Origin of the sequence: Salmonella sp. NW1250, from assembly GCF_051812965.1 — a bacterium.
GTDB classification, from domain to species: domain Bacteria; phylum Pseudomonadota; class Gammaproteobacteria; order Enterobacterales; family Enterobacteriaceae; genus Salmonella; species Salmonella enterica.
In genome coordinates, this window is sequence record NZ_JAMNDD010000003.1 from 212,978 (window position 1) to 237,156 (window position 24,179).

Annotated in this window: 21 protein-coding genes; 9 read left to right on the forward strand and 12 right to left on the reverse strand. The window is 54.0% G+C overall.

The annotated features are described in order from the left end of the window. Nucleotides 1-70: 70 nt before the first annotated feature. The gene (gene hemH, locus NBA72_RS06595; protein ID WP_001250078.1) at nucleotides 71-1,033 is read left to right on the forward strand and encodes a ferrochelatase; all 963 of its coding nucleotides are present in this window, start codon (nucleotides 71-73) and stop codon (nucleotides 1,031-1,033) included. On the opposite strand, the gene aes is transcribed toward hemH, so the two are convergent. Next, a complete protein-coding gene (gene aes, locus NBA72_RS06600) occupies nucleotides 1,030-2,001 on the reverse strand; it encodes an acetyl esterase (RefSeq protein WP_000801786.1) in 972 nt (323 codons plus the stop codon). The genes hemH and aes overlap by 4 nt on opposite strands. Nucleotides 2,002-2,153: 152 nt before the next feature. On the opposite strand from aes, the gene gsk reads away from it, so the two are divergent. After that, complete coding sequence (gene gsk / locus NBA72_RS06605) at nucleotides 2,154-3,458, forward strand: inosine/guanosine kinase (RefSeq protein ID WP_000671592.1); 1,305 nt, start codon at nucleotides 2,154-2,156, stop codon at nucleotides 3,456-3,458. 48 nt (nucleotides 3,459-3,506) lie between these two features. Here the strand turns inward: gsk and ybaL are convergent, their stop codons facing one another. Beyond that, a complete protein-coding gene (ybaL, locus tag NBA72_RS06610) occupies nucleotides 3,507-5,183 on the reverse strand; it encodes a YbaL family putative K(+) efflux transporter (RefSeq protein WP_000546209.1) in 1,677 nt (558 codons plus the stop codon). A 214-nt stretch (nucleotides 5,184-5,397) separates the two neighbouring features. Further along, a complete protein-coding gene (locus tag NBA72_RS06615) occupies nucleotides 5,398-6,618 on the reverse strand; it encodes an MFS transporter (RefSeq protein ID WP_001251593.1) in 1,221 nt (406 codons plus the stop codon). 172 nt (nucleotides 6,619-6,790) lie between these two features. Between NBA72_RS06615 and ushA the strand changes: the two genes are divergently transcribed. Next, entirely contained in the window at nucleotides 6,791-8,443 is a 1,653-nt protein-coding gene (gene ushA / locus NBA72_RS06620) for a bifunctional UDP-sugar hydrolase/5'-nucleotidase UshA (RefSeq protein ID WP_042948118.1), read from the forward strand. Nucleotides 8,444-8,559: 116 nt separating this feature from the next. Here the strand turns inward: ushA and ybaK are convergent, their stop codons facing one another. The 4 genes from ybaK to copA form a co-directional block, all read right to left on the reverse strand. After that, a complete protein-coding gene (ybaK, locus tag NBA72_RS06625; RefSeq protein ID WP_000186618.1) occupies nucleotides 8,560-9,039 on the reverse strand; it encodes a Cys-tRNA(Pro)/Cys-tRNA(Cys) deacylase YbaK in 480 nt (159 codons plus the stop codon). Between the two features lie 201 nt (nucleotides 9,040-9,240). Beyond that, complete coding sequence (locus NBA72_RS06630) at nucleotides 9,241-10,035, reverse strand: TraB/GumN family protein (RefSeq protein WP_000421861.1); 795 nt, start codon at nucleotides 10,033-10,035, stop codon at nucleotides 9,241-9,243. Between the two features lie 85 nt (nucleotides 10,036-10,120). Continuing rightward, entirely contained in the window at nucleotides 10,121-10,948 is an 828-nt protein-coding gene (locus NBA72_RS06635; protein ID WP_042948116.1) for a lysozyme inhibitor LprI family protein, read from the reverse strand. 153 nt (nucleotides 10,949-11,101) lie between these two features. Further along, entirely contained in the window at nucleotides 11,102-13,603 is a 2,502-nt protein-coding gene (gene copA / locus NBA72_RS06640) for a copper-exporting P-type ATPase CopA (protein ID WP_000083913.1), read from the reverse strand. A gap of 109 nt (nucleotides 13,604-13,712) precedes the next feature. On the opposite strand from copA, the gene cueR reads away from it, so the two are divergent. Beyond that, nucleotides 13,713-14,129 carry a Cu(I)-responsive transcriptional regulator gene (gene cueR / locus NBA72_RS06645; RefSeq protein ID WP_001026760.1) on the forward strand — a complete coding sequence of 139 codons (417 nt, stop codon included), beginning with the start codon at nucleotides 13,713-13,715 and terminating at the stop codon, nucleotides 14,127-14,129. Here cueR and NBA72_RS06650 read toward each other — a convergent pair whose 3' ends face one another. Both NBA72_RS06650 and NBA72_RS06655 read right to left on the reverse strand, forming a co-directional pair. Continuing rightward, nucleotides 14,130-14,582: an NfeD family protein gene (locus NBA72_RS06650; protein WP_000561177.1), complete on the reverse strand. Its 453-nt coding sequence runs from the start codon at nucleotides 14,580-14,582 to the stop codon at nucleotides 14,130-14,132. Next, nucleotides 14,579-15,496: an SPFH domain-containing protein gene (locus NBA72_RS06655; RefSeq protein WP_000906146.1), complete on the reverse strand. Its 918-nt coding sequence runs from the start codon at nucleotides 15,494-15,496 to the stop codon at nucleotides 14,579-14,581. Before NBA72_RS06655 ends, NBA72_RS06650 begins: the two co-directional genes overlap by 4 nt. Before the next feature lie 146 nt (nucleotides 15,497-15,642). Between NBA72_RS06655 and fetA the strand changes: the two genes are divergently transcribed. After that, on the forward strand, nucleotides 15,643-16,320 hold the full coding sequence (gene fetA, locus NBA72_RS06660) for an iron efflux ABC transporter ATP-binding subunit FetA (RefSeq protein ID WP_042948113.1): 678 nt from the start codon (nucleotides 15,643-15,645) through the stop codon (nucleotides 16,318-16,320). Then, nucleotides 16,307-17,086, forward strand: coding sequence for an iron efflux ABC transporter permease subunit FetB (gene fetB, locus NBA72_RS06665; RefSeq protein ID WP_042948112.1), 780 nt, complete (start codon nucleotides 16,307-16,309; stop codon nucleotides 17,084-17,086). The genes fetA and fetB overlap by 14 nt, the downstream gene beginning before the upstream one ends. 85 nt (nucleotides 17,087-17,171) lie before the next feature. Here the strand turns inward: fetB and cnoX are convergent, their stop codons facing one another. The 3 genes from cnoX to tesA form a co-directional block, all read right to left on the reverse strand. After that, nucleotides 17,172-18,026 carry a chaperedoxin gene (cnoX, locus tag NBA72_RS06670; RefSeq protein ID WP_000116061.1) on the reverse strand — a complete coding sequence of 285 codons (855 nt, stop codon included), beginning with the start codon at nucleotides 18,024-18,026 and terminating at the stop codon, nucleotides 17,172-17,174. Between the two features lie 59 nt (nucleotides 18,027-18,085). Continuing rightward, nucleotides 18,086-18,856: an SDR family oxidoreductase gene (locus NBA72_RS06675; protein ID WP_042948108.1), complete on the reverse strand. Its 771-nt coding sequence runs from the start codon at nucleotides 18,854-18,856 to the stop codon at nucleotides 18,086-18,088. A 154-nt stretch (nucleotides 18,857-19,010) separates the two neighbouring features. Next, entirely contained in the window at nucleotides 19,011-19,625 is a 615-nt protein-coding gene (tesA, locus tag NBA72_RS06680; protein ID WP_001010574.1) for a multifunctional acyl-CoA thioesterase I/protease I/lysophospholipase L1, read from the reverse strand. On the opposite strand from tesA, the gene ybbA reads away from it, so the two are divergent. The 3 genes from ybbA (at nucleotide 19,596) to NBA72_RS06695 (ending at nucleotide 24,012) form a co-directional block, all read left to right on the forward strand. Further along, entirely contained in the window at nucleotides 19,596-20,282 is a 687-nt protein-coding gene (gene ybbA / locus NBA72_RS06685; protein ID WP_001110598.1) for a putative ABC transporter ATP-binding protein YbbA, read from the forward strand. The genes tesA and ybbA overlap by 30 nt on opposite strands. Next, entirely contained in the window at nucleotides 20,279-22,693 is a 2,415-nt protein-coding gene (ybbP, locus tag NBA72_RS06690; RefSeq protein WP_042948104.1) for a putative ABC transporter permease subunit YbbP, read from the forward strand. Before ybbA ends, ybbP begins: the two co-directional genes overlap by 4 nt. A gap of 185 nt (nucleotides 22,694-22,878) precedes the next feature. Beyond that, a complete protein-coding gene (locus NBA72_RS06695) occupies nucleotides 22,879-24,012 on the forward strand; it encodes a porin (RefSeq protein ID WP_000152869.1) in 1,134 nt (377 codons plus the stop codon). Nucleotides 24,013-24,179 lie beyond the last annotated feature (167 nt).

The window sequence follows — 24,179 nt, forward strand, 5'->3', positions numbered from 1 at the left end:
GCAGCAATTAGTTCTTCTTTATCGCTTTTCCGCTACAATTATCAACAATTTGAATAGATAAGAGGCGGCAATGCGTCAGACGAAAACCGGTATCCTGCTGGCTAACCTTGGCACGCCAGATGCCCCAACTCCTGAAGCGGTAAAGCGTTACCTGAAACAATTTTTAAGCGACAGACGCGTGGTGGATACTCCTCGTCTGCTGTGGTGGCCGCTGCTGCGTGGCGTTATTTTACCGCTGCGTTCGCCGCGCGTCGCGAAACTCTATCAATCTATCTGGATGGATGGCGGTTCGCCGCTCATGGTATATAGCCGCGAACAGCAACAGGCGCTGGCCGCGCGGTTGCCAGACACGCCCGTCGCGCTGGGGATGAGCTACGGCTCGCCCTCGCTGGAAAGCGCTGTCGATGAACTGTTAGCAAGCGACGTCGACCATATCGTCGTGCTGCCGTTGTACCCGCAATACTCTTGCTCAACGGTGGGCGCAGTCTGGGATGAACTGGGGCGGATACTGGCGCGTAAACGTCGTATTCCCGGTATCTCATTTATTCGCGATTACGCGGATGACGGCGCTTATATCGATGCGCTGGCGAAAAGCGCGCGTGAGTCGTTCGCCAGGCACGGCGAGCCCGATGTGCTTCTGCTCTCCTATCACGGCATTCCACAACGTTATGCGGATGAAGGCGATGACTATCCGCAGCGCTGCCGCGATACCACGCGCGAACTGGTTTCCGCATTGGGACTGCCGCCGGAAAAGGTAATGATGACGTTCCAGTCGCGCTTTGGCCGTGAACCGTGGCTGACGCCGTACACCGATGAAACGCTAAAAATGTTGGGTGAAAAGGGGACTGGCCATATTCAGGTTATGTGTCCGGGATTTGCCGCGGATTGTCTGGAGACGCTGGAAGAGATAGCGGAACAGAACCGCGAGATTTTCCTTGAAGCGGGCGGTAAAAAATATGCGTACATTCCGGCGCTGAACGCGACGCCGGAACATATTGATATGATGCTGAAACTCACGGCGCCGTACCGTTAACGCGGCGTCTTCATCCTCGCCATAAAGAATCGCGCGCCGTCCTGCAAGGCATCGTCGGCGATTGTCATCATTCGCGAATAGTGCAGAAAGGCGTGCAGCGTGCCGGGATACATTTTGTATTCGCAGGGCTGCTGGTGCGCCTGTAATGTCTGGTGCAGCAAGCGGCTGTCATCAATGAGCGGATCAAACTCCGCGCTGGCAATAAAGCAGGGCGGCACATCGCGCGTGAGATCGTTATTAAACAGACAATACCAGGGCGATTCCCGATCTTCATCGTTACGCAGATAGGCCTTTTCGTACATGTCCAGATCTTCACGCGTCAGGCCGTCCCACGCGCCGCCGAACAGACGGCGGCTTACCGAGTCCTGCAACCCATACAGCCCATACCACAACAGAATCGCGATAACGTTACCGCAGCGAATGTGCTTATCACGTAGCCAGAGCGCGCTGGCAAGCGCCAGCATGGCGCCTGCGGAATCCCCGGCGAAACCGATTTTCTCCACGTTGAGCGAGTATTCATCGGCATGTTGAGAGAAGTAGCTGCATACCGCGACGGTTTCTTCAATGGCCTGCGGATAACGCGCTTGCGGCGACAGCGAATAATCAATACCGATCACGGTGCAGCCGGTATAACGCGCCAGCAGACGCATTATCCGGTCATGCGTATCCAGATTACCGAGGATAAATCCGCCGCCGTGCAGATAGTATAAGGTGGCCTGACTGGTCGGCTGCGGCGAGTAGAGCCGGGTTGTTACATCGCCATAAGGCGTAGGGACGGCGCAGGTGCGGGTGGTCATGGACGGCGCGTCGGCATTCCAGAAACGGCGCTCAAGAAGATAATACTGACGCTGGGTCTCAATATCGCCATCGGCAGGCCAGGGGGGAAGGCCTGGTTGCTGGAAGTTTACGACGGCTGTCATTTCGTCAGATAGTCGGGTGAGTACGGGAATTTTATTTTCCGGCTTCATAAAACGCTCCTTGTGAAAGTGAACCATTGTAAAAAACGCGGCTGGAGAAACTGCGATCTCGTCGTCCGATATTGAAACGCCATCGTCCGTCGCGCGCAGCAGGGGGAATGTGCTACCATGCAGCGCTCCGTTATTCATCCGTAAGCACAATCATGAAATTTCCCGGTAAACGTAAATCCAAACACTATTTTCCCGTCAATGCGCGTGACCCGTTGTTGCAACAAATTCAGCCAGAACAGGAAACCAACGCCTCCTGGGTCGTCGGTATCGACCAGACGTTGGTGGATATTGAGGCGAAAGTGGATGACGATTTTATTACACGCTATGGATTAAGCGCCGGGCATTCTCTGGTGATAGAAGACGAGGTGGCGGAGAAGCTGTATCAGGAACTGACGCGGGAAAATCTGATCACCCATCAGTTTGCTGGCGGCACCATAGGCAATACGATGCACAATTACTCGGTACTGGCGGATGACCGTTCGGTGTTACTGGGCGTGATGTGCAGCAACATTGAGATTGGCAGCTACGCTTATCGCTACCTGTGTAATACTTCCAGCCGTACCGACCTGAATTATCTGCAAGCGGTAGATGGCCCGATTGGCCGCTGTTTCACGCTGATTGGCGAATCCGGCGAGCGTACCTTCGCTATCAGCCCCGGCCATATGAATCAGCTACGGGCGGAAAGTATTCCGGAAGCGGTGATCGCTGGCGCTTCCGCGCTGGTGTTGACCTCATATCTGGTGCGCTGTAAGCCTGGCGAACCGATGCCTGACGCGACGATGAAAGCGATCGAATACGCGAAAAAGCATAACGTGCCGGTTGTCATGACGCTGGGCACCAAATTTGTGATCGCCGATAATCCGCAGTGGTGGCAGGCGTTTCTCAAAGAGAATGTCTCGATTCTGGCAATGAATGAAGAAGAAGCGGAAGCGCTGACCGGCGAAAACGACCCGCTGCTGGCGGCGGATAAGGCGCTGGACTGGGTCGACCTGGTGTTATGCACCGCCGGGCCGATAGGGTTATATATGGCGGGCTTCACCGAAGAGGAAGCAAAACGTAAAACCCAGCATCCGCTGCTGCCAGGGGCTATTGCTGAATTTAACCAGTATGAATTTAGCCGGGCAATGCGCCATAAAGATTGTATTAATCCGCTGCGCGTTTATTCGCATATTGCGCCGTATATGGGCGGGCCGGAAAAAATCATGAACACCAACGGCGCGGGCGATGGCGCGCTGGCGGCGCTGCTGCACGATATTACGGCGAACAGTTACCATCGTAGCAACGTACCGAACTCCAGTAAGCACAAATTCACCTGGCTGACCTATTCGTCGCTGGCGCAGGTGTGTAAATATGCTAACCGTGTCAGTTATCAGGTACTGAACCAGCATTCTCCGCGTCTGACACGCGGGCTGCCGGAGCGTGAGGACAGCCTGGAAGAGTCGTACTGGGATCGCTAATCTGTCTTGCCCGATGGCGCTGCGCGCATCGGGCCGTCCGGCAAACCCTTAACTGGCGACGACCTCACCCGCGGGCGGCGTTTCAAGCAGTTCCAACATCGCCCGGGCAATTTCTCGCTCGCCCATCACTACCTGATTGGCTCCCCGCTCGGTAATATATTTCACTTCATCATCATAGTGCGCGCGGGCGATTATCTCGATATCAGGACTTTTTTCCCGCGCTGAGGCGACAATCTCGCCGGCTTCGTAACCGTTGGGGATGGTCAACAACAGCCAGCGGGCGCAGTCCAGATGCGCCAGATTCATGATTTCTTCGTTAGCGGCGTTGCCCAGCACGGCGCGAATCCCGCGTTCGCGCAGCTCATCCACGCGGGTACGGGACGTTTCGATAACCACCAGCGGAATCCCCGCCGCCAGTAATTTTTCTCCCAGCAGACTGCCTACGCGGCCAAAACCCACCAGCAGGGCATGATTACAGATATCCACCGGAATTTGCTTCTCTTCTTCGATAGCCTCTTCCAGAGTTTGCTCTTCCAGCGTTTCGGTTTTCGCCAGATACTTCTCCAGCAGGGTAAACAGTACGGGATTAAGCATAATCGACAAAATAGCGCCTGCCAGCACCAGGTTCTGTCCCGCTTGCGGCAGCAGATTGAGCGCCATGCCGAGTCCGGCGAGAATAAAGGCGAACTCGCCGATTTGCGCCAGGCTGGCGGCAATGGTCAGCGCGGTTCGCGGCGAGTGGCCGAACATACGCACCAGGAAAAACGCAGCGATCGATTTACCAAAGACGATAATGGCAAGCGTCGCCAACACCGCCAGCGGCTGTTGGATCAAGACTAACGGATCGAACAACATGCCGACGGAAACAAAAAACAGGACGGCAAAGGCGTCGCGCAGCGGCAACGTATCGTGCGCCGCCCGGTGACTCAGTTCCGACTCATTAAGCACCATTCCAGCGAAGAACGCGCCCAGCGCAAAAGAGACGTCAAACAGTTCTACCGCGCCAAACGCAATGCCTAACGCCAGCGCCAGTACGGAAAGGGTAAATAATTCGCGCGAGCCGGTGGCGGCGCTGCGGGCCATAATCCACGGCACCAGGCGGCGTCCGACCAGCATCATGATGGCGATAAACGCCACCACTTTACCAATGGTTATCCCCATATCGACCGTCAGCGAGGCTATGCCGACATCGCCTTTTTCCACCATGCCGGCAACGGCGGGCAGCAAGACCAGCGTCAGCACCATCACCAGATCTTCGACAATCAGCCAGCCGATGGCGATTTGTCCGCGCTGGCTATCAAGGAGTTGTCGCTCCTCAAGCGCGCGCAGCAGGACGACGGTACTGGCGGTAGACAGACAAAGCCCAAAAACGATGCCGGTCATTAATGACCATCCCAGCACGGCGGAAAGCGCCATACCCAGCAGCGTCGCCACCGCTATCTGAGCGACAGCGCCGGGAATGGCGATAGACTTTACCGCCATCAAATCCTTCAGCGAAAAATGCAGCCCGACGCCGAACATCAATAGAATCACGCCGAGCTCCGCCAGCTCCGGCGCCAGTTTGGTATCCGCAACAAAACCCGGGGTAAAAGGTCCCGCCAGAACGCCCGCTAACAGATATCCCACCAGTGGAGAAATACGCAATTTGTTGGCAATCATGCCGAGAATAAAAGCGAGCACAAGGCCGCCGACAATGGTGGTGATAAGCGGGGTAGCGTGATGCATTCCGTCTCCTTTGGTTGCTGGACTCCAAAACTCCGGGTAATAGTTTATGACAATTTCAATCAGGATGTTTATAAAAAATGGTTGTGTTTTATAAAAAGATACAATCTGACGGTAAAAAGAGCACGGAACGGAAAAGTGATAAGTATGGCATGGGCAAAGCATGATGGCATCGGGATGTACAGGCGGTTAAAGCGTACCTTTAACCGCCATAAAATCACGCTTTATGTCGATTATCAGGTAAGAATATGGTCAGTATCCCCAGAAGCGGCAGGAAAGCACAGATTTTATAAACTAAATAGATACTGGTATGGTCGGCAATCAGCCCCAGCACCGCTGCGCCCAGGCCTCCCATCCCGAAGGCAAACCCGAAAAACAGGCCGGAAACCATACCGATGCGTCCTGGCAGCAGCTCCTGGGCATACACCAGAATGGCGGAAAACGCCGACGCGAGAATAAAGCCGATAATCACCGTTAAAATCCCCGTCCAGTACAGCGTGGCGTAGGGTAAAACAAGGGTAAACGGCGCGACGCCGAGAATAGAGCCCCAAATCACATATTTTCTGCCGATTTTATCGCCCACCGGCCCGCCGATTACCGTCCCGGCAGCCACCGCAAACAGGAAGGCAAACAGATGGAGCTGCGCGTTTTGTATTGATAATCCGAATTTTTGCATCAGATAAAAGGTGTAGTAGCTACTGATGCTCGCCATATAGAAATATTTCGAGAAAATGAGTAGCAATAACACGCTGACCGCCAGCACGACTTTATTGCGCGGCAGCGGGTTAGCGATTATCGCTTTTGGCTTGCCTTTCGCTATCCGGTGCTGGGCGGCATACCAGCGGCTGATCTGCGCCAGCACCACGATCGCCAGCAGCGCGGCCAGCACAAACCAGGCGACATTCCCTTTGCCATAGGGCGCGATAATCACGGCAGCCAGCAGCGGACCCAATGAACTGCCGAAGTTACCGCCGACCTGGAAGATAGACTGCGCCAGACCATGACGTCCGCCGGAGGCCATGCGCGCCACGCGGGATGATTCCGGGTGAAAAACGGACGAGCCGGTACCCACCAGCGCCGCAGCGAGCAATACGCCGCCAAAACTTCCCGCCATTGCCAGCAGTACCAGCCCGCTCAGGGTAAAACACATGCCGACAGGCAGCGACCACGGCATGGGATATTTATCCGTCCAGTAGCCGACGACCGGTTGCAGTAGCGATGAGGCGAGCTGGAACGTCAGGGTGATCAAACCTATCTGGACGAAGGTCAGCGAGAACTCCGCCTGCAACAGGGGATAAATGGCTAAGATTAGCGATTGGATCATATCGTTCAGCAGATGGGAAAGACTGATCGCGCCCAAAATACCAAACGAAGTACGTGCTTTAGCGGCCGCTGCGGGCGCGCCGGCTAACGGCTGGGTTGGTTCACTCATGGCCATAGAAAGTCACTTAAATTTTATGCGATGTTGGAGATAGTAGGATGTGTAATTATTACTTGCCTAACATACCTGTGAAATGTGTTTGAAGGAAGTCTCAATTCTGAAAACATATTTGTCTATTATTGCAAGGAAAGGTAATTTCTGCGGTTGATATTGAGTCAGGGAGAGAAAGATGAAATTTTTGAAACGGGGTGTGGCGCTGGCGTTACTGGCGGTGTTCGCGCTGACGACTCAGCCTGCACAGGCTTACGAAAAAGATAAAACCTATAAAATTACTATCCTGCATACCAACGATCACCACGGTCACTTCTGGCGCAGCGAATATGGCGAATATGGTCTGGCAGCGCAAAAAACGCTGGTGGACAGTATCCGTAAAGAGGTGGCGCAAGAGGGGGGAAGCGTCCTGTTGTTATCCGGCGGCGACATTAATACCGGAGTGCCGGAATCCGATCTCCAGGATGCGGAGCCCGATTTCCGCGGGATGAATCTGATTGGCTACGACGCTATGGCCGTCGGTAATCATGAATTTGATAACCCGCTCACCGTATTGCGCCAGCAGGAAAAGTGGGCGAAGTTTCCCTTTCTTTCCGCCAATATTTATCAAAAAAGTACCGGCGAGCGTCTGTTTAAGCCGTGGGCTATTTTTACACGCCAGGATATAAAAATCGCAGTAATCGGCTTAACCACCGATGACACGGCGAAAATAGGCAACCCGGAATATTTCACCGATATTGAGTTTCGTAAACCTGCTGAAGAAGCAAAGGTGGTGATTCAGGAACTTAATATGAATGAAAAACCGGACGTGATTATCGCGACCACGCATATGGGACATTATGACAACGGCGATCACGGTTCGAACGCGCCGGGCGACGTTGAGATGGCGCGTAGCCTGCCTGCCGGTTCGTTGGCGATGATTGTGGGCGGTCACTCACAAGACCCGGTATGCATGGCGTCGGAAAATAAAAAACAGGTGAATTACGTACCGGGAACGCCCTGCGCGCCGGATAAGCAAAATGGTATCTGGATCGTGCAGGCGCATGAGTGGGGTAAATATGTGGGCCGCGCGGATTTCGAATTCCGTAACGGCGAGATGAAAATGGTTAACTACCAGCTTATTCCGGTAAATCTCAAGAAAAAAGTGACCTGGGATAACGGGAAAAGCGAGCGTGTACTTTACACGCCGGAAATCGCCGAAAATCCGCAAATGCTCTCGTTATTAACGCCGTTCCAGAATAAAGGTAAAGCGCAACTGGAGGTGAAAATTGGTAGCGTGAATGGCCTTCTTGAAGGCGATCGCAGTAAGGTCAGATTTGTCCAGACCAATATGGGACGGGTGATTCTGGCTGCGCAGATCGCGCGCACCGGCGCCGATTTTGGCGTGATGAGCGGCGGCGGTATTCGCGACTCGATTGAGGCGGGAGATATTACCTATAAAAGCGTGCTCAAGGTACAGCCGTTCGGCAACATTGTGGTGTATGCCGATATGAGCGGCAAAGAGGTGGTTGATTATCTCACCGCCGTAGCGCAGATGAAACCGGACTCCGGCGCCTATCCACAGTTCGCCAATGTGAGCTTTGTCGCCAAAGAGGGCAAGCTCACCGATCTGAAAATCAAAGGCGAGCCTGTTGATCCGGCCAAAACCTACCGCATGGCGACGCTGAGTTTCAACGCCACGGGCGGCGATGGTTATCCGCGCATTGATAACAAACCGGGCTACGTGAATACCGGGTTTATTGACGCGGAAGTGCTGAAAGAGTTTATTCAGCAAAATTCACCGCTGGATGCGGCGGCGTTTACGCCAAAGGGTGAGGTGAGCTGGCTGTAGCGGTACGGATAGCCATTTCTGCCTGATGGCGCGCAGCCTTAAGGCCTACGGATTATATATGCTGTAGGCCGGATAAGGCGTTTGCGCCGCTATCCGGCAATGTATTTTACGCAGGCTTAATCCCGACGCGCGATATCAGCGAATTTAGCACCCAGTATGGCGGCCAAATCGTCAGCCGCCAGCTCAATATCCAGCCCGCGTTTACCACCGGAAACATAAATAGTGGCAAACGTGCGGGCAGGCGCGTCAATCAGCGTGGGCAGCCGTTTCTTCTGTCCCAGCGGACTGATCCCGCCGACCAGATATCCCGTGGTGCGTTGCGCCACCATCGGGTCGGCCATATCGACCTTTTTCGCGCCCAGAGCTTTGGCGACTTTTTTCAAATCCAGCTGCCCGGCTACAGGCGTTACGGCGACGGCCAGTTGCTTCATATCGCCATTCACGGCAACCAAAAGCGTTTTATACACCTGATCGGCGTTTAGCCCGAGCTTACGCACCACTTCATCGCCAAAGTTAGTTTCATTCGGATCGTGATCGTAGGTGTGAATGTTAAACGGAATCTTGTTTTTTTCGAGTAACTTAACTGCGGGTGTCATAACGTTCCTTCTTACTACAGACGTGATTTGCCATCAGCATACGCCCGAAAGCGGACTAAAAAATAGTATAATCTTGTGCATTAGGTCTTGGCAGTTGCGGCAACTTTGAGCGACAATCTGAAGATCCGAAGCGAAAGCGTCGGGATAATAATAACGATGAAATTCCTCTTTGACGGGCCAATAGCGATATTGGCCATTTTTTTATTTCAATATTTGCGGTAGGTTGCCTTCGCCGTACAGATGTAGCGCCCCTACGGCTACCACGTAGCGTCCCGGCGGCAGTGCCAGCAGCGCGTCGCGCCAGGCTTCATTGCGTTTTACCATCAGTACATCATACAGCGGTTGGCTAAACGTTCTGGGGAGCGAAGCGCCGACGCTGGTCGGCGGCTGTTCAAGCCACCAGCCGATCATCACCTGCAAAAGCCGTGCGTTGGTGTGCCAGTGCGTCAGCGTGTCGTCGAGCAGCGCCATCCCGCCATCGGGCAGATCGCAGAGTAGTTCGAGCTGGTGTTTCGCCCCTTCCAGCTCTTGCACCGGCAGCGACATTTCGCGGGCAGCCTGTAATAGCTGATAATCAATGCCATAGTCCGGGCGCAATCCCAGCCGTTGCGCCTGCGTGGCCTGTAGCACCATAGCTATCTGCCATAAAGGTTGATTATCAAAATGGATCAGCGGCATACCCAACTCACTGACCCGTTTTTCCAGTGCGCTTAGCTGCCCGGCGCTGAGACGTTCGACCAACGGCGGGCATTTGGGGAGATTGCTGAATGGCGTTTCGTTACCAGAAATATCCGCTTCAACGACCAGCGCGTCGGCCTGGCGTAGCTTTTTCACCAGCTTTGCTGGAAGAGGAGCCATATCGCGCGTCCCCATATGAATACTGCCAACCAGATGCAGATGACGACCGCCGGGCAGGGAGAGATCGATAGCAGGCCAACTATTTGGGGTACCACGCAGCGCGCGCCATAAACGTTTAAGTTGATTTAATAACTCCATACGCGCTCCCTTTGAAAAAGCTCATGCTAGCGCGTTGGAGAAAAGGGCGCAATGCGCCCTGACGGGACGTCAACGATCGGTCGGGTTATTCGCTGCCGTCGAGATAGGCCGTTCTGGCGATGGTCATTTCAAGCTGGCATTTATAAATACTGATGCGCTTTTCAGCGGGTATGGCCTCGGATTTGGCATCGCTAAGTTTGCCGCACTGCTGCTCTTTTTGGGTCACCCAGACTCGCTGCTCTTGTTTTAATGCCGTTCGGGCAGAGGCGGGTAGCGATTTCCAGACCTGATTAAGCTCGCGATCTCTACTTTCAAATTTCTTTGCTGCGATTTCAATCAGTGAGTTATTTTTTTTCTTTATAATGCTATCACCAGATACCGTCATTCTTGCCATTACATAAATAGATCGCGCCAATTTATCGGTTTTTTGCACAGAGGTGACAACAATATCTTTGTTGTTGTCTGCTAGCTGAATATTGTAGTTAACCTGTTTCCAGGTCACCGTATTGTTTATTACCTGTCCATCCCCTTGTGAAATATAGAATAGAGTATTTGGTAAGTCTTTCATTAATTTAAATAATGGCTGAGGAATACCCATGGCGACGGTAGCCGAGCAAGTTCGTAGGTTGGCATTTTCTGCTTGAGGGTTCTGCGTGATTACATCACTGAATTGAACAGGAATAGCCCGGAGTTGTTGCTCGTATTGAGTCTGGGGGATATCGAAGAAAAGCGTGGAGGGCTCTTTAATATAGTCTTGCTGTAAACGACCTAATGCTTCATTGTAAATCCATTCTTTTGCCGCCGTGACTGCATTATCGTTGCCACATTTTAACTCTGGAGTGGAATCAAATAACCCTGCATAACTGACGGCGGGAGAAAGCAGGAAAAGAAGCGTAACTGCTTTTCTAAACATAAATAACACATCCTTATGATTCAAAAAAACATTATAAAATGTTGATTTTTATTTTTCTATAGGATGTGCGGTTAAATTTTTATATATTGATACGGTAAATTACTGATGGCTTAATAATATATCAGGCAGCTGATGCTGCCTGATATAGCGTTTTTACGCTTTCGGTTTAAAGCGCAATAGCCGGTTGGCATTGCTTACGACGGTAATGGAAGACAGCGCCATTGCCGCGCCCGCCACTACCGGGTTTAACAAGGTACCGGTAAACGGCCACAGAATACCGGCGGCCACCGGGATACCAATGCTGTTGTAGATAAATGCGCCAAGCAGGTTTTGTTTCATATTGCGCAACGTCGCGCGCGAAATGGCCAGCGCATCCGCCACGCCCATCAGACTATGGCGCATCAGCGTAATCGCCGCGGTTTCAATCGCCACATCGCTGCCGCCGCCCATCGCGATACCGACGTCCGCCTGCGCCAGCGCGGGCGCATCGTTGATACCATCGCCGACCATCGCAACCTGACGACCCTGGCTTTGCAGACGTTTAATCGCATCGGCTTTGCCATCCGGCAGAACGCCCGCAATCACTTCATCAATGCCCGCTTCTTTGGCAATCGCGTTAGCCGTCGTTGGGTTATCCCCGGTGAGCATTACCAGACGGTATCCGGCGTTGTGCAGGCGTTCAAGCGCGGCAATACTATCGCTGCGCAATGGATCGCGTACCGCCAGTAACGCCGCCGCTTTACCGTCAATCGCCAGCAGGACCGGAGTCGAGCCTTGCGAGGCCTGCGCGGTGATTTCCGCCGTCATATCATCCGTGGCGACGTGCTGTTCGTTCAGCAACGCCTGGTTCCCCAGAAGCAGTTGATGACCTTCCGCTTCACCGCTGACGCCCAGTCCGCGCAGCGTTCTGAAACCGTTCACCTGCGGCAGTTTATCGTCGCCGGCTTTTTCCAGAATCGCATGGGCCAGCGGGTGGCTGGAGCCTTGTTCGAGCGCGGCTGCCAGACGTAATGCCTGAGCTTCCTCAACGCCGTTAAAGGTTTTTACCGCCACCACTTGCGGCTTGCCTTCCGTCAGCGTCCCGGTTTTATCAAAAACGAGGGTATCCAACGTACTGGCGCGTTGCAGGGCATCGGCGTCGCGTACCAGCACGCCGAATTCGGCAGCGCGGCCTACGCCGGAAATAATCGACATTGGCGTCGCCAGGCCTAATGCGCAAGGGCAGGCGATAATCAGTACGGTGGTGGCGATGACCAGCGTATAAACAATTTGCGGCGCCGGTCCGAAGAAATACCAGATAGCGGCGCTGAACAGCGCAATGGCCACGACGACGGGAACGAATACCGCGGAGATTTTATCGGCCAGTTGGCCAATTTCCGGTTTACTGCTTTGCGCCTGGCGTACCATGCGAATAATGCGTGACAGCGTGGTATGACTGCCCACCGCGCTGGCGCGGAACAGGACGCTGCCGTCCTGGACGACGGTGCCGGCATGAACGCTGTCGCCTTCGCCTTTTTGCTGCGGAATGGGTTCGCCGGTCAGCATGGCTTCATCAAGCCACGCTTCGCCCTGGGTAATTTCGCCATCCACTGGCACGCGATCGCCGGTAGTGAGCCGCAGCAGCATCCCAGGCTGAACGTCCGCCAGCGGGACGCTTTTTTCGCCGTCTTCTGTCACGACGCGTGCGGTGGGCGGGGTGAGATCGAGTAATTTTTCCAGCGCTTTTGAGGAACGCTGACGGGCGCGCGCTTCCAGCATGTGTCCGAGATTAATCAAACCGATAATCATCGCGCTGGCTTCGTAATAGAGGTGCCGCGCTTCCATCGGGAACCACTGCGGCCACAGGTTGACGCTCATGGAGTAGAGCCAGGCGACCCCGGTGCCGAGCGCCACCAGCGTATCCATCGTCGCCGTGCCGTTCAGCAGGCTTTTCCACGCGTTACGGTAAAAGTGACCGCCCGCAAAGACCATCACCGCAAGCGTGATCAGGCCAATAGCCAGCCACAGGCTGCGGTTGTCGCCGGTCACCATCATGTTATCGCCGATCATCCCCCAGACCATGACCGGTATACCGACCGCCAGGGCAACGATGGCCTGCCAGCGAAAACGTTTCATGGTGGCGATGGCGGTTTCCTGCTGGCGCTCGCGGCGTTTGATGTCATCTTCAATCGCCTCTGCGCCGTAGCCGGCTTTTTCCACCGCCTGCACTAAATCAGCGGCGGACGCGCTGCCCATCACCAGCGCAGTGCGTTCCGCCAGGTTTACCCGTGCCTGCGTGACGCCCGGTACGCTTTGTAGCGCATGTTGTACGCGGGTGACACAACTGGCGCAGCTCATGCCGCTTAACAGCAACTGTTGGCTTTCTTCATCGGCCGTCGCTACCGGAAGCTCATGAGGAACCGCTGCCAGTGCTTCCGACGGGATTGATGACTCCGTCAGCGGTTTAGCCTTTGGGTGGCTTAACGTCGCGCCATACCCGGCTTGTTTGATGGTTTCAATTAACGCGTCCGCACTGGCGGTACCGGTAACGTGCGCTTCGGTTACGGTGACGTCCGCCAGCTCAACATCCGGACGTTGTTCAAGACTTTCTTTCACGCGTTTAACGCAATGACCGCAGGACAAACCGTCCAGGGTCAGGTCGATAGTTTGAGACATAGTAAAAACTCCTTTATGATTGGTCATCAATTCATTGACCTTAGTAATCGTAGTGACTCACTGTGATAAAGGTTAAACCTTCCAGCAAGGTTAAGGTCAAGGGGGAAATATGAATATTAGCGATGTGGCGAAAAAAACCGGTTTAACCAGCAAAGCCATTCGGTTTTATGAAGAGAAAGGGCTGGTGACGCCGCCATTACGTAGCGAAAATGGTTATCGCACCTACACGCAGAAGCATTTAAACGAGCTGACGTTGCTGCGACAGGCGAGGCAGGTGGGGTTTAATCTGGAAGAGTGTGGCGAACTGGTCAATCTGTTTAACGATCCGCGACGCCATAGCGCAGATGTGAAAAAGCGGACGCTGGAAAAGGTCGCGGAGATCGAGCGCCATATCAGCGAGCTGCAATCAATGCGCGATCAACTGCTGGCGCTGGCGGAGAGTTGTCCCGGCGATGACAGCGCCGACTGCCCGATTATTGATAATCTTTCCGGCTGCTGTCATCACAAGGCGCAAAAGCCACGTTGATTAAACGGCGCGAATGCGTAGGGTGATGCCTTCCACGGCGATCACTTCGACATGCGTACCTGCGCGCAGGTCTTCGTCAGCGCATACCGGCCACGAGCTGTCGCCGACACGCATATGACCCCGTCCGTTAACTAACGCGGCATCAAGCATAAACCGGCGGCCTACCAGTTGTTGTCCGCGTTGGTTAAGGCGGCTGTCGGTCGGCTTCTGCTCCCGCACGCGACGCGCCAGCCAGCGCCACCAAAGCCAGGCCGCCAGCAACGTTAAGGCCGCAAACAGCACGCCCTGCCATTCCCAGCCGAGCGGTAAGAGCCAGACGGTTAAGCCGGTAATCACTGCCGCCACGCCGCTCCACAGCAAATAGCCGTTACCGCCGAGCATTTCCGCAGCCAACAACAGGCCGCCGAGGCTAAGCCAGAAGATATGCGGATGCACCAGAATCATCGCTATCATGCTTTTTTCCGTTCGCTGGCGCTGTCCTTAACCAGCTCGCTGATCCCGGCAATAGCGCCCATCAGACTGCTGGCATCCAGCGGCATCATGACCACTTTGCTGTTATTCGCCGAGCCGATTTGCTGTAACGCTTCGGTGTATTTCTGCGCCACGAAGTAGTTTATCGCCTGAATATCCCCGGCGGCGATGGCTTCAGATACCATCTGCGTAGCGCGGGCTTCCGCTTCGGCGGAACGTTCGCGCGCTTCCGCCTGCAGGAAAGCGGACTGACGTTCGCCTTCGGCTTTCAGAATCTGCGACTGTTTTTCCCCCTCGGCTTTCAGGATTTCCGCCTGACGTACCCCTTCGGCCTCAAGGATATAGGCGCGTTTGGTACGTTCCGCTTTCATCTGGGCGTTCATCGAGGAGATCAATTCCGCGGGCGGGCGGACATCGCGAATTTCGATACGGGTAACTTTAATTCCCCACGGGTTGGTGGCTTCATCGACAATATGCAGCAGCCGCGTGTTGATGCTGTCGCGCTGGGAGAGCATTTCATCCAGCTCCATCGAACCGAGCACCGTACGGATATTGGTCATGGTCAGGTTAATGATCGCCAGTTCCAGGTTACTGACTTCATAGGCGGCGCGCGGCGCATCGATAACCTGAATAAAACAGACCGCATCGATAGTGACGTTGGCGTTATCTTTTGAGATCACCTCCTGCGACGGAATATCCAGCACTTGCTCCATCATATTGATCTTGCGACCAATTCTGTCCATAAACGGTACAACAAGGCTTAATCCCGGCTGCAGGGTTTTGGTGTAACGTCCAAAGCGCTCCACCGTCCACTGGTACCCCTGCGGAACGATTTTGACGCCCGCGCCGACGATCACCAGCGCGACGAAAATGAGAATAGGGATAAGAATGAGCATAGCTAAACCTCCTGTTGCGTTGTCCATAAACCGATTTTGCTGACGAATTAAGCGAATTATACCTGATTCACTAAAGCATGTTCCCCCCTTATTAATTACAGGGATACACTATCGCTATAAAAATATGAACAATGGATGCGCAATAAATGACAGAACGTAGCATTTTGCTTGAGTTAAAGCAGGTCGGTTACCGGACTGCGACGACAAAAATAGTGAATAACATCAGTTTTACGCTGCAACGCGGCGAATTTAAGTTAATTACCGGTCCTTCTGGCTGCGGAAAAAGTACGTTGTTGAAAATGGTGGCCTCGTTAATAAGCCCTGATATCGGCGTGATTCTTTTTGAGGGGCAGGATATTACTACTCTGAGTCCGGAAGCCTATCGCCAGCAGGTTTCTTATTGCGCTCAGACGCCAGCGCTATTTGGCGATACGGTTTACGATAACCTGATTTTTCCCTGGCAAATTCGCCATCAGCGCCCGCAGCCGACAGCCTTCGCAGACGATCTGGCGCGTTTTGAACTGCCGGAGACGATTCTGCAAAAACCGATTACCGCGCTTTCCGGCGGAGAAAAACAGCGTATTGCTCTAATTCGTAATCTACAGTTTCTGCCGAAAATACTGTTACTCGACGAAATAACCAGCGCGCTGGATGAACATAACAAACGGAATGTGAATGATATTATTCATCGCTATGTTCGCGATAAGCAGGTCGCTGTCTTGTGGGTAACGCATGATAAAGATGAAATTCAACACGCGGATAAGGTGATAACGTTAACGCCATCTGCCGGAGAGATGCAGGAGGCGCGTTATGAACGAGCATAATATTACCAATACCTCGCTGGCGTTATCGATGCTGCTGGTGGTGGTCGCGATGCTCATCAGTCACAAGGAAAAGCTGGCGCTGGAAAAAGATATTCTGTGGAGCGTATGCCGGGCGGTGATACAGCTCATTATTGTCGGCTATGTACTGAAATACATCTTTGGCGTTAATCATGCCGCCCTGACGCTACTGATGGTGCTGTTCATCTGTTTTAACGCCGCATGGAACGCGCAAAAGCGCAGTAAATATATCGATAGGGCATTTCTCTCCTCGTTTATCGCCATCACCGTCGGCGCCGGACTAACGCTGACGGTACTGGTGCTTACCGGTTCGATTGAATTTGCGCCGATGCAGGTGATTCCCATCGCTGGCATGGTCGCCGGTAATGCGATGGTAGCGGTAGGGCTGTGCTACAACCAACTGGGGCTACGTTTTCATAGCGAGCAGCAGCAAATCCAGGAAAAGTTAAGTTTGGGCGCAACGCCGAAAATGGCCTCCGCCGGGCTTATCCGCGATAGTATCCGCGCATCGCTTATCCCGACGATCGACTCGGCAAAGACCGTTGGGCTGGTGAGCCTGCCGGGGATGATGTCCGGGCTGATTTTTGCCGGGATCGATCCGGTAAAAGCGATTAAATATCAAATTATGGTAACGTTTATGCTGTTGTCGACAGCCAGCCTGTCTACCATCATTGCCTGCTATTTAACCTACCGGAAGTTCTATAATTCGCGTCATCAGTTGGTAGTAATGCCGCTCAAGAAATCATGATAGTTGCCGAATGATGGCGCAAGCGCCTTATCCGGCCTGAGGACGACAGGTAGGCCAGATAAGCGCGCCATCAGGCAAGAGAGGATTAATACAGTAGCGCGTACAACTGGCGGCGGTATTTCGACGCCAGCGCGTCGCCGGTGCCGAGCGCGGCAAGGATCTCCTGGAAGGTTTTGCGCGTCTGTCCCTCGGCGGCGGTAAGATCTTTTCTCAGATGGCTGAACAGCAATTCCAGCGCTTCTTCATTACGTCCGACCTGGTGCAACTGCAACGCCAGTTGCGTTGCCAAAGCCGCATCCTGCGGATTCTCCGCGACTTGCTGCTGAAGTTGCTGAATTTCCGGCGTATCCGCCGCCTGTTTAAGCAGTTCGATCTGCGCAACCAGCCCCTGATAACGGGTATCCTGATCCTGTAGCGGGATAGTTTTTAACACCGCTTCGGCCTCTTCAGAGCGGTTCAGCGCAATTTGCGCTTCCGCCAGTAACAGGCCAATCTCACTGTTCTGCGAAGAGAGCTGCCAGGCGTCTTTGAGCAACGGCAGCGCGTCAATGTAGTTGCCCTCCTGCATTAACTGCATCGCTTGTTGCGCTTTTAGCTCTTCTTCACGCGGCAGTACTTTATCCAGCAGAGCGCGGATCGCCTCTTCCGGCTGCGGCCCCTGGAAACCATCGACCGGTTGGCCATTCTGGAACAGATAGACTGTCGGGATGGCGCGCAGACCAAACTGAGCGGCGATCATCTGTTCGGCGTCGCAGTCCAGCTTTGCCAGAATAAACTGACCGTGGTACTGGGCAGCCAGACTTTCCAGCACTGGCGTTAATTGCAGACAGTGTTGGCTGCGTTCAGACCAGAAATAGAACAGTACCGGCGTGGTCATGGACTGCTCTAAGGTCTGCTGCAGGTTGGATTCATTAATATTGACAATGTTCTGTACGGACATGGCGTCGCTCTCTTTTGTCTGTGTCACGTTTACATGGGGGCTGACTGGCGCGCTTCAACTCAGTTTTGTAAAATTTTATCCAGCATCCGGCCCGGCAATAGGCGTTTCAGCGCCATCACCGCCCAGGTGACCAGCGTAACGGGATAGCGCAGCCTGGGTTTATCGCTTGCAAAAGCATGACGCACTTTCGCTACTACCGCGTCAGGATCGCGGGTGAAACGTGCGGCGATGCCGGGATTTTCTACCGGTTTATCACGCTGCGTCTGGTTAACGTTATCCGTAAAACGGGTACGAATCGGCCCCGGTTCTATCAGGCTCACTTTAATGCCTGTGTGCCGTAGCTCCATACGTAGCGCGTCAGACCAGGCTTCGAGCGCATATTTGCTGGCGGCGTAAGCGCCGCGCCCTGGGGTGGAAATCAGCCCCATCACCGATGAGGTCATCACAATGCGTCCTTCGCCATGCGGCAACATGGCGGGAAGTAAGCGCATGGTAAGCTGATGCGCGCCGAAGAAATTACTGGAAAACTGTTGCTCCATCTGCTCACGGCTGATGGTGGAAAGGGGGCCATACACGCCGTAGCCGGCATTGTTAAAGATCCCATACAGACGATTATCGGTCAGGGCGATCACTTCATCGGCGGCACGATCCACGCTTTCAGGGGAGTCGAGATCGATCAACACGCCGGTAAATCCCATACTGTTCATCCGGGCGACATCATCAGGTTTGCGGCAGCCCGCCAGGATTTGAAAGCCCTGGCGTTTAAGCTCAAGCGCGCTGTCCAGACCGATTCCGCTGGAACATCCTGTTATTAAGACCGATTTTTGCATAACTTTACCTGTCAGGATCTCCGTTGATTTAAGAGTCGTGGTTAACTATATCCGTCATACTTCAAGTTGCCTGTGCGTTCGTTTACTCCAGTCACATAGGTATCTATGCTCCTGGAAATTCTCTTACGTGCCGCCTTCATGCAACTCGAATTATTCAGGAGAGAAAAGGGGTCAACTGCTTCGCCATCCAGTCGGCAATAAACGGCTGGGCGTCGCGGTTGGGATGAATGCCGTCATCCTGCATCCACTGCGGTTTCAGATATACCTCTTCCATAAAAAACGGTAACAGAGGAATATCGAACTCTTTGGCGAGCTTAGGATAAATGGCGCTAAAGGATTCATTATAACGGCGACCGTAGTTTGCGGGCAGATGAATTTGCATCAGTAACGGTTGGGCATCGGCGGCTTTCACCGTCTGAATGATTTTACGTAGCGTCTGTTCGGTTTGCGCAGGCGCAAAACCGCGTAGGCCATCGTTGCCGCCAAGTTCCACCACTACCCAGCGCGGGTGATGCTGTTGCAACAGCGCCGGCAAACGCGCCAGTCCCTGCTGCGAGGTATCACCGCTTATACTGGCATTAACGACCGACGTTTTGTTTTGCCATTTATCATTAAGGAGCGACGGCCATGCCGCGCTGGCGGCCATACGGTAACCGGCGCTGAGGCTATCGCCCAGAATTAATAAGGTGTCTGCGGCGGCGGCACGGAAAGTTAACAGGATCAAAAACAGGAAGGGCAAATGCCAGCGGAAAACAGTGTTGAAGTTCATCGTCTCAGGAAGTCCGTCGGTCAGGGTGAGCATGAGCTTTCCATCCTTACCGGAGTTGAACTGGTTGTCAAACGCGGTGAAACCATTGCGCTGATTGGCGAATCAGGATCGGGAAAATCTACGCTGCTGGCGATTCTCGCCGGACTGGATGACGGCAGTAGCGGAGAGGTCAGTCTGGTCGGGAAACCGCTTCACCAGATGGACGAAGAGGCGCGGGCGCAGCTTCGCGCTCAGCATGTCGGTTTTGTTTTTCAATCCTTCATGCTTATTCCTACGCTTAACGCGCTGGAAAACGTTGAGCTACCGGCCCTGCTACGCGGTGAAAACAGCGGTCAGAGTAAGGCGGGGGCGAAAGCGCTGCTCGAACAACTGGGACTGGGAAAACGGCTTGACCACCTTCCGGCACAGCTTTCCGGCGGCGAACAGCAGCGCGTAGCGCTGGCGCGCGCGTTTAACGGGCGTCCTGATGTGCTGTTTGCCGATGAGCCGACGGGCAACCTTGACCGTCAGACCGGAGATAAAATCGCCGACCTGCTATTTTCGCTTAACCGCGAACACGGCACCACGCTGATTCTGGTGACGCACGACCCGGCGCTGGCGGCGCGCTGCGACCGGCGGCTGCGGTTGGTCAACGGTCAGTTACAGGAGGAGGCATGATAGCTCGCTGGTTCTGGCGCGAATGGCGCTCGCCGTCGCTGATTATTGTCTGGCTGGCGTTGAGTCTGGCGGTGGCCTGCGTACTGGCGCTCGGCAGTATCAGCGACCGGATGGAAAAAGGGTTAAGTCAGCAAAGCCGCGAGTTTATGGCAGGCGATCGGACGCTGCAAAGTTCGCGGGAGGTACCGAAAGCCTGGCTTGAAGAGGCGCGTAAACGCGGCCTTAACGTGGGCGAGCAGTTAACCTTTGCGACCATGACGTTTGCCGGCGATACGCCGCAACTGGCCAGCGTGAAGGCGGTAGATAGCGTTTATCCGATGTACGGCGAATTGCAAACCCGTCCAGGCGGAGTGAAACCGCAGCCGGGTAGCGTACTGCTGGCGCCGCGTCTGATGGCGCTGCTTAATTTGAAAACGGGCGATACCATTGATGTCGGCGACGTGACCTTGCGTATTGCCGGTGAAGTGGTGCAGGAGCCGGATTCCGGGTTTAACCCTTTTCAGATGGCGCCGCGTCTGATGATGAATATGGCCGATGTGGCAAAAACCGGTGCGATACAGCCGGGGAGCCGCGTGATGTGGCGGTATAAATTCGGCGGAACGCCGCAACAGCTTGCTGGCTATGAAAGCTGGCTGTTACCGCAGCTTAAACCGGAACATCGCTGGTACGGACTGGAGCAGGATGACGGGGCATTGGGGAAATCGCTCGAACGTTCGCAGCAGTTTTTGCTGCTTTCGGCGTTATTAACGCTACTGCTGGCGGTAGCTGCCGTCGCGGTGGCGATGAGCCATTACTGCCGTAGCCGCTACGATCTGGTGGCGATTTTAAAAACGTTGGGCGCGGGCCGGGCCCAGTTGCGTAAACTTATCATCGGACAGTGGTTGATGGTGCTGGGGCTTTCCGCCGTCACGGGAGGCGCGATTGGATTACTGTTTGAAAACATATTGCTGGTGCTGCTAAAACCGGTACTGCCCGCCGATTTGCCGCCCGCCAGCCTGTGGCCCTGGCTGTGGGCGCTGGGCGCGATGACGGTCATCTCTCTGCTGGTCGGTTTACGGCCTTATCGATTGTTGCTGGCGACCCAGCCGCTACGGGTGCTGCGCCGCGATGTTGTTGCTCGCGTCTGGCCGTTAAAAATTTATTTGCCTGTTGCCTGCGCCGTCGTGGTGGCGCTGCTCGCCGGATTGATGGGCGGAAGCATGCTGTTGTGGGCGGTTCTGGCGGGCGCCGTGATACTGGCGCTGCTGTGCGGTCTGGTGGGCTGGATGCTGCTTAACGTGCTGCGCGGCATGACGTTGACGTCGCTACCGCTGCGTCTGGCCGTCAGCCGACTTCTGCGTCAGCCGTGGTCAACGTTGAGTCAGCTTTCGGCGTTTTCGCTTTCGTTTATGCTGCTGGCGCTCTTGCTGGTGCTGCGCGGCGACCTCCTTGATCGCTGGCAACAGCAGCTCCCGCCGGAAAGTCCGAACTATTTCCTTATCAATATTGCTTCAGAACAGGTCGCGCCGCTGAAAGCCTTTTTGGCGGAACATCAGGTGATTCCGCAGACGTTTTATCCGATTGTGCGGGCGCGGTTAACGAAGATAAACGGTAATCCGACGGAAGGCCAGCAGGATGAGTCGCTCAACCGTGAACTGAATTTGACCTGGCAGGATACGCGCCCGGCGCATAATCCGCTGGTCGCCGGTCACTGGCCACCAAAATCGGGCGAAGTCTCTATGGAAGAGGGGCTGGCGAAGCGGCTGAACGTCAAACTCGGCGATAGCGTAACCTTTATGGGCGATACCCAGGCATTTAGCGCTAAAGTCACCAGCCTGCGTCAAGTGGACTGGGAAAGCCTGCGGCCCAACTTTTTCTTCATTTTTCCTTCCGGGGCGCTGGACGGGCAACCACAAAGCTGGTTGACCAGTTTTCGCTGGGAGAATGGCAACGGCATGTTAACGCAGCTTAACCGCGAGTTTCCTACCGTCAGCCTGTTAGATATCGGGGCGATCCTGAAACAGGTGGGACAGGTGCTGGAGCAGGTCAGTCGGGCGCTGGAGGTGATGGTTGTGCTAGTCACCCTCTGCGGCATGTTGCTATTACTGGCTCAGGTACAGGTCGGGATGCGTCAGCGCCATCAGGAGCTGGTGGTGTGGCGCACGTTAGGAGCCGGAAAGAAACTGTTGCGTACCACACTCTGGTGCGAATTCGCCATGCTGGGGTTAGTTGCCGGGCTGGTCGCCGCGATTGGCGCGGAAACGGCGCTGGCGATCTTACAAATCAACGTTTTTGATTTCCCCTGGGAGCCGGACTGGCGTTTATGGGGCGCACTGCCGTTTTGCGGCGCGCTGCTGCTTTCCGTATGCGGCGGCTGGCTTGGCGTTCGTTTGCTGAAAGGCAAAGCGCTATTCCGACAGTTTAGCGGATGATTCATGATGTGAATAATTTCGCGCCGGTTTTTAAAACGGCGCGTACTTTTTTAGTCGCACAAATTGATAACTCCTTGATTTTTAGTAGCACAAATCATTAAAAAATACACAACACGTAAGGTTTTATAACAGTTATTATTTGCCTGCTAAATGATTTGGATTGGCTATCTATCAAGGAAAATATAATGACAATTAAAATAACAGCGTTGGCGGCATCGATCGGCGCGGCAGTGGCTTTCATGCCTTTCGCCACTCAGGCGGAAATCACCGTTTTAAAACAAGATCCCCAGGCGGGTAATCCACTCAGCCGACTCAATTTCACCGTTGGCGGGAGTATTCGTCCGCAGTTCCAGAATATGACCGGCAATGACGGCGCGAACGGTTATAAACGTAATGGTTTTGATGGCGGGACGCGTTTCCGCTTCGCCGCGGATTATTATCTGTTTGATGATATCAGTTGGATTAGCTATTACGAGCTGGGCGTCAATATCCCTGCGGTATTTGACTGGGATAACCATTATGCGAAGGGCGCGACTGATACCACTCGCCGTATGCTGTATACCGGCTTCAAGAGCGCGACGTGGGGAACGCTGACCTTCGGTCAACAGAACAGCATTTATTACGATGTGGTGGGCGTAAAAACCGATATCTGGGATTACGACATGATAGGTCAGGCGCCGGGCAACGGGATTAACGGCGACTACGATGGTTCTTATCGCACGCGTAAGTCATTGAAGTACAAGAAAAGCATTGGCAATGTCGATCTCTACGCATCTTATCTGTTCAGCGACGATTATAATGCCAATAACGGCCTGAATTACAAGCGTAAAGGCGGCGGTTCTTTAGGCGCGGATTACCATCTCACCGACGATCTGACCTGGGGGACGGCATGGAACTATACCCGTGCGGAGATGCGCGGCAACGGCAATAAAACTTACGATCAAAATATTGTCGGTACCGCATTAAGCTGGACGCCGGAAAACTGGACTATCGCCGCAGGCGGCGGTTGGTATCAGAACTTTATGACGACCAAAAAAGTGTCTGTGAATGATTACTTTGCCGGCGATGCGTGGGGTCTGGAATATTTTGTCGGTTACGCTTTCCCGATTGGTCAGTATGCCGTGAAAGCTATTCAACCGTACTTTATGGGCGACCGCATTGAATATGTGAATGGCCGCGACTATCTGCGCACCGATAACGGCGTGGGGATCACCTTCCAACTGGATTATGGTTTCCGCGTTGATTATGAACATGTTTTCACCTCCAGCACTGACAATCTGGGCGATATGAACCTGGTGCGTCTGCGTTACGATTTCTAAAGCGTTTTCCTCTGCCGGATGTTGGCGTTAAGACCTCTTATCCGGCATTTTCCTTTACGCCATTCCCGCCTGACACACGCCTGAGCGCCTGCCTCGTACATTTAACGACACACCAGGAAACATCATGAAATAATTTCAAGGACAGCAGGCTGTGATCTGTGTCATGT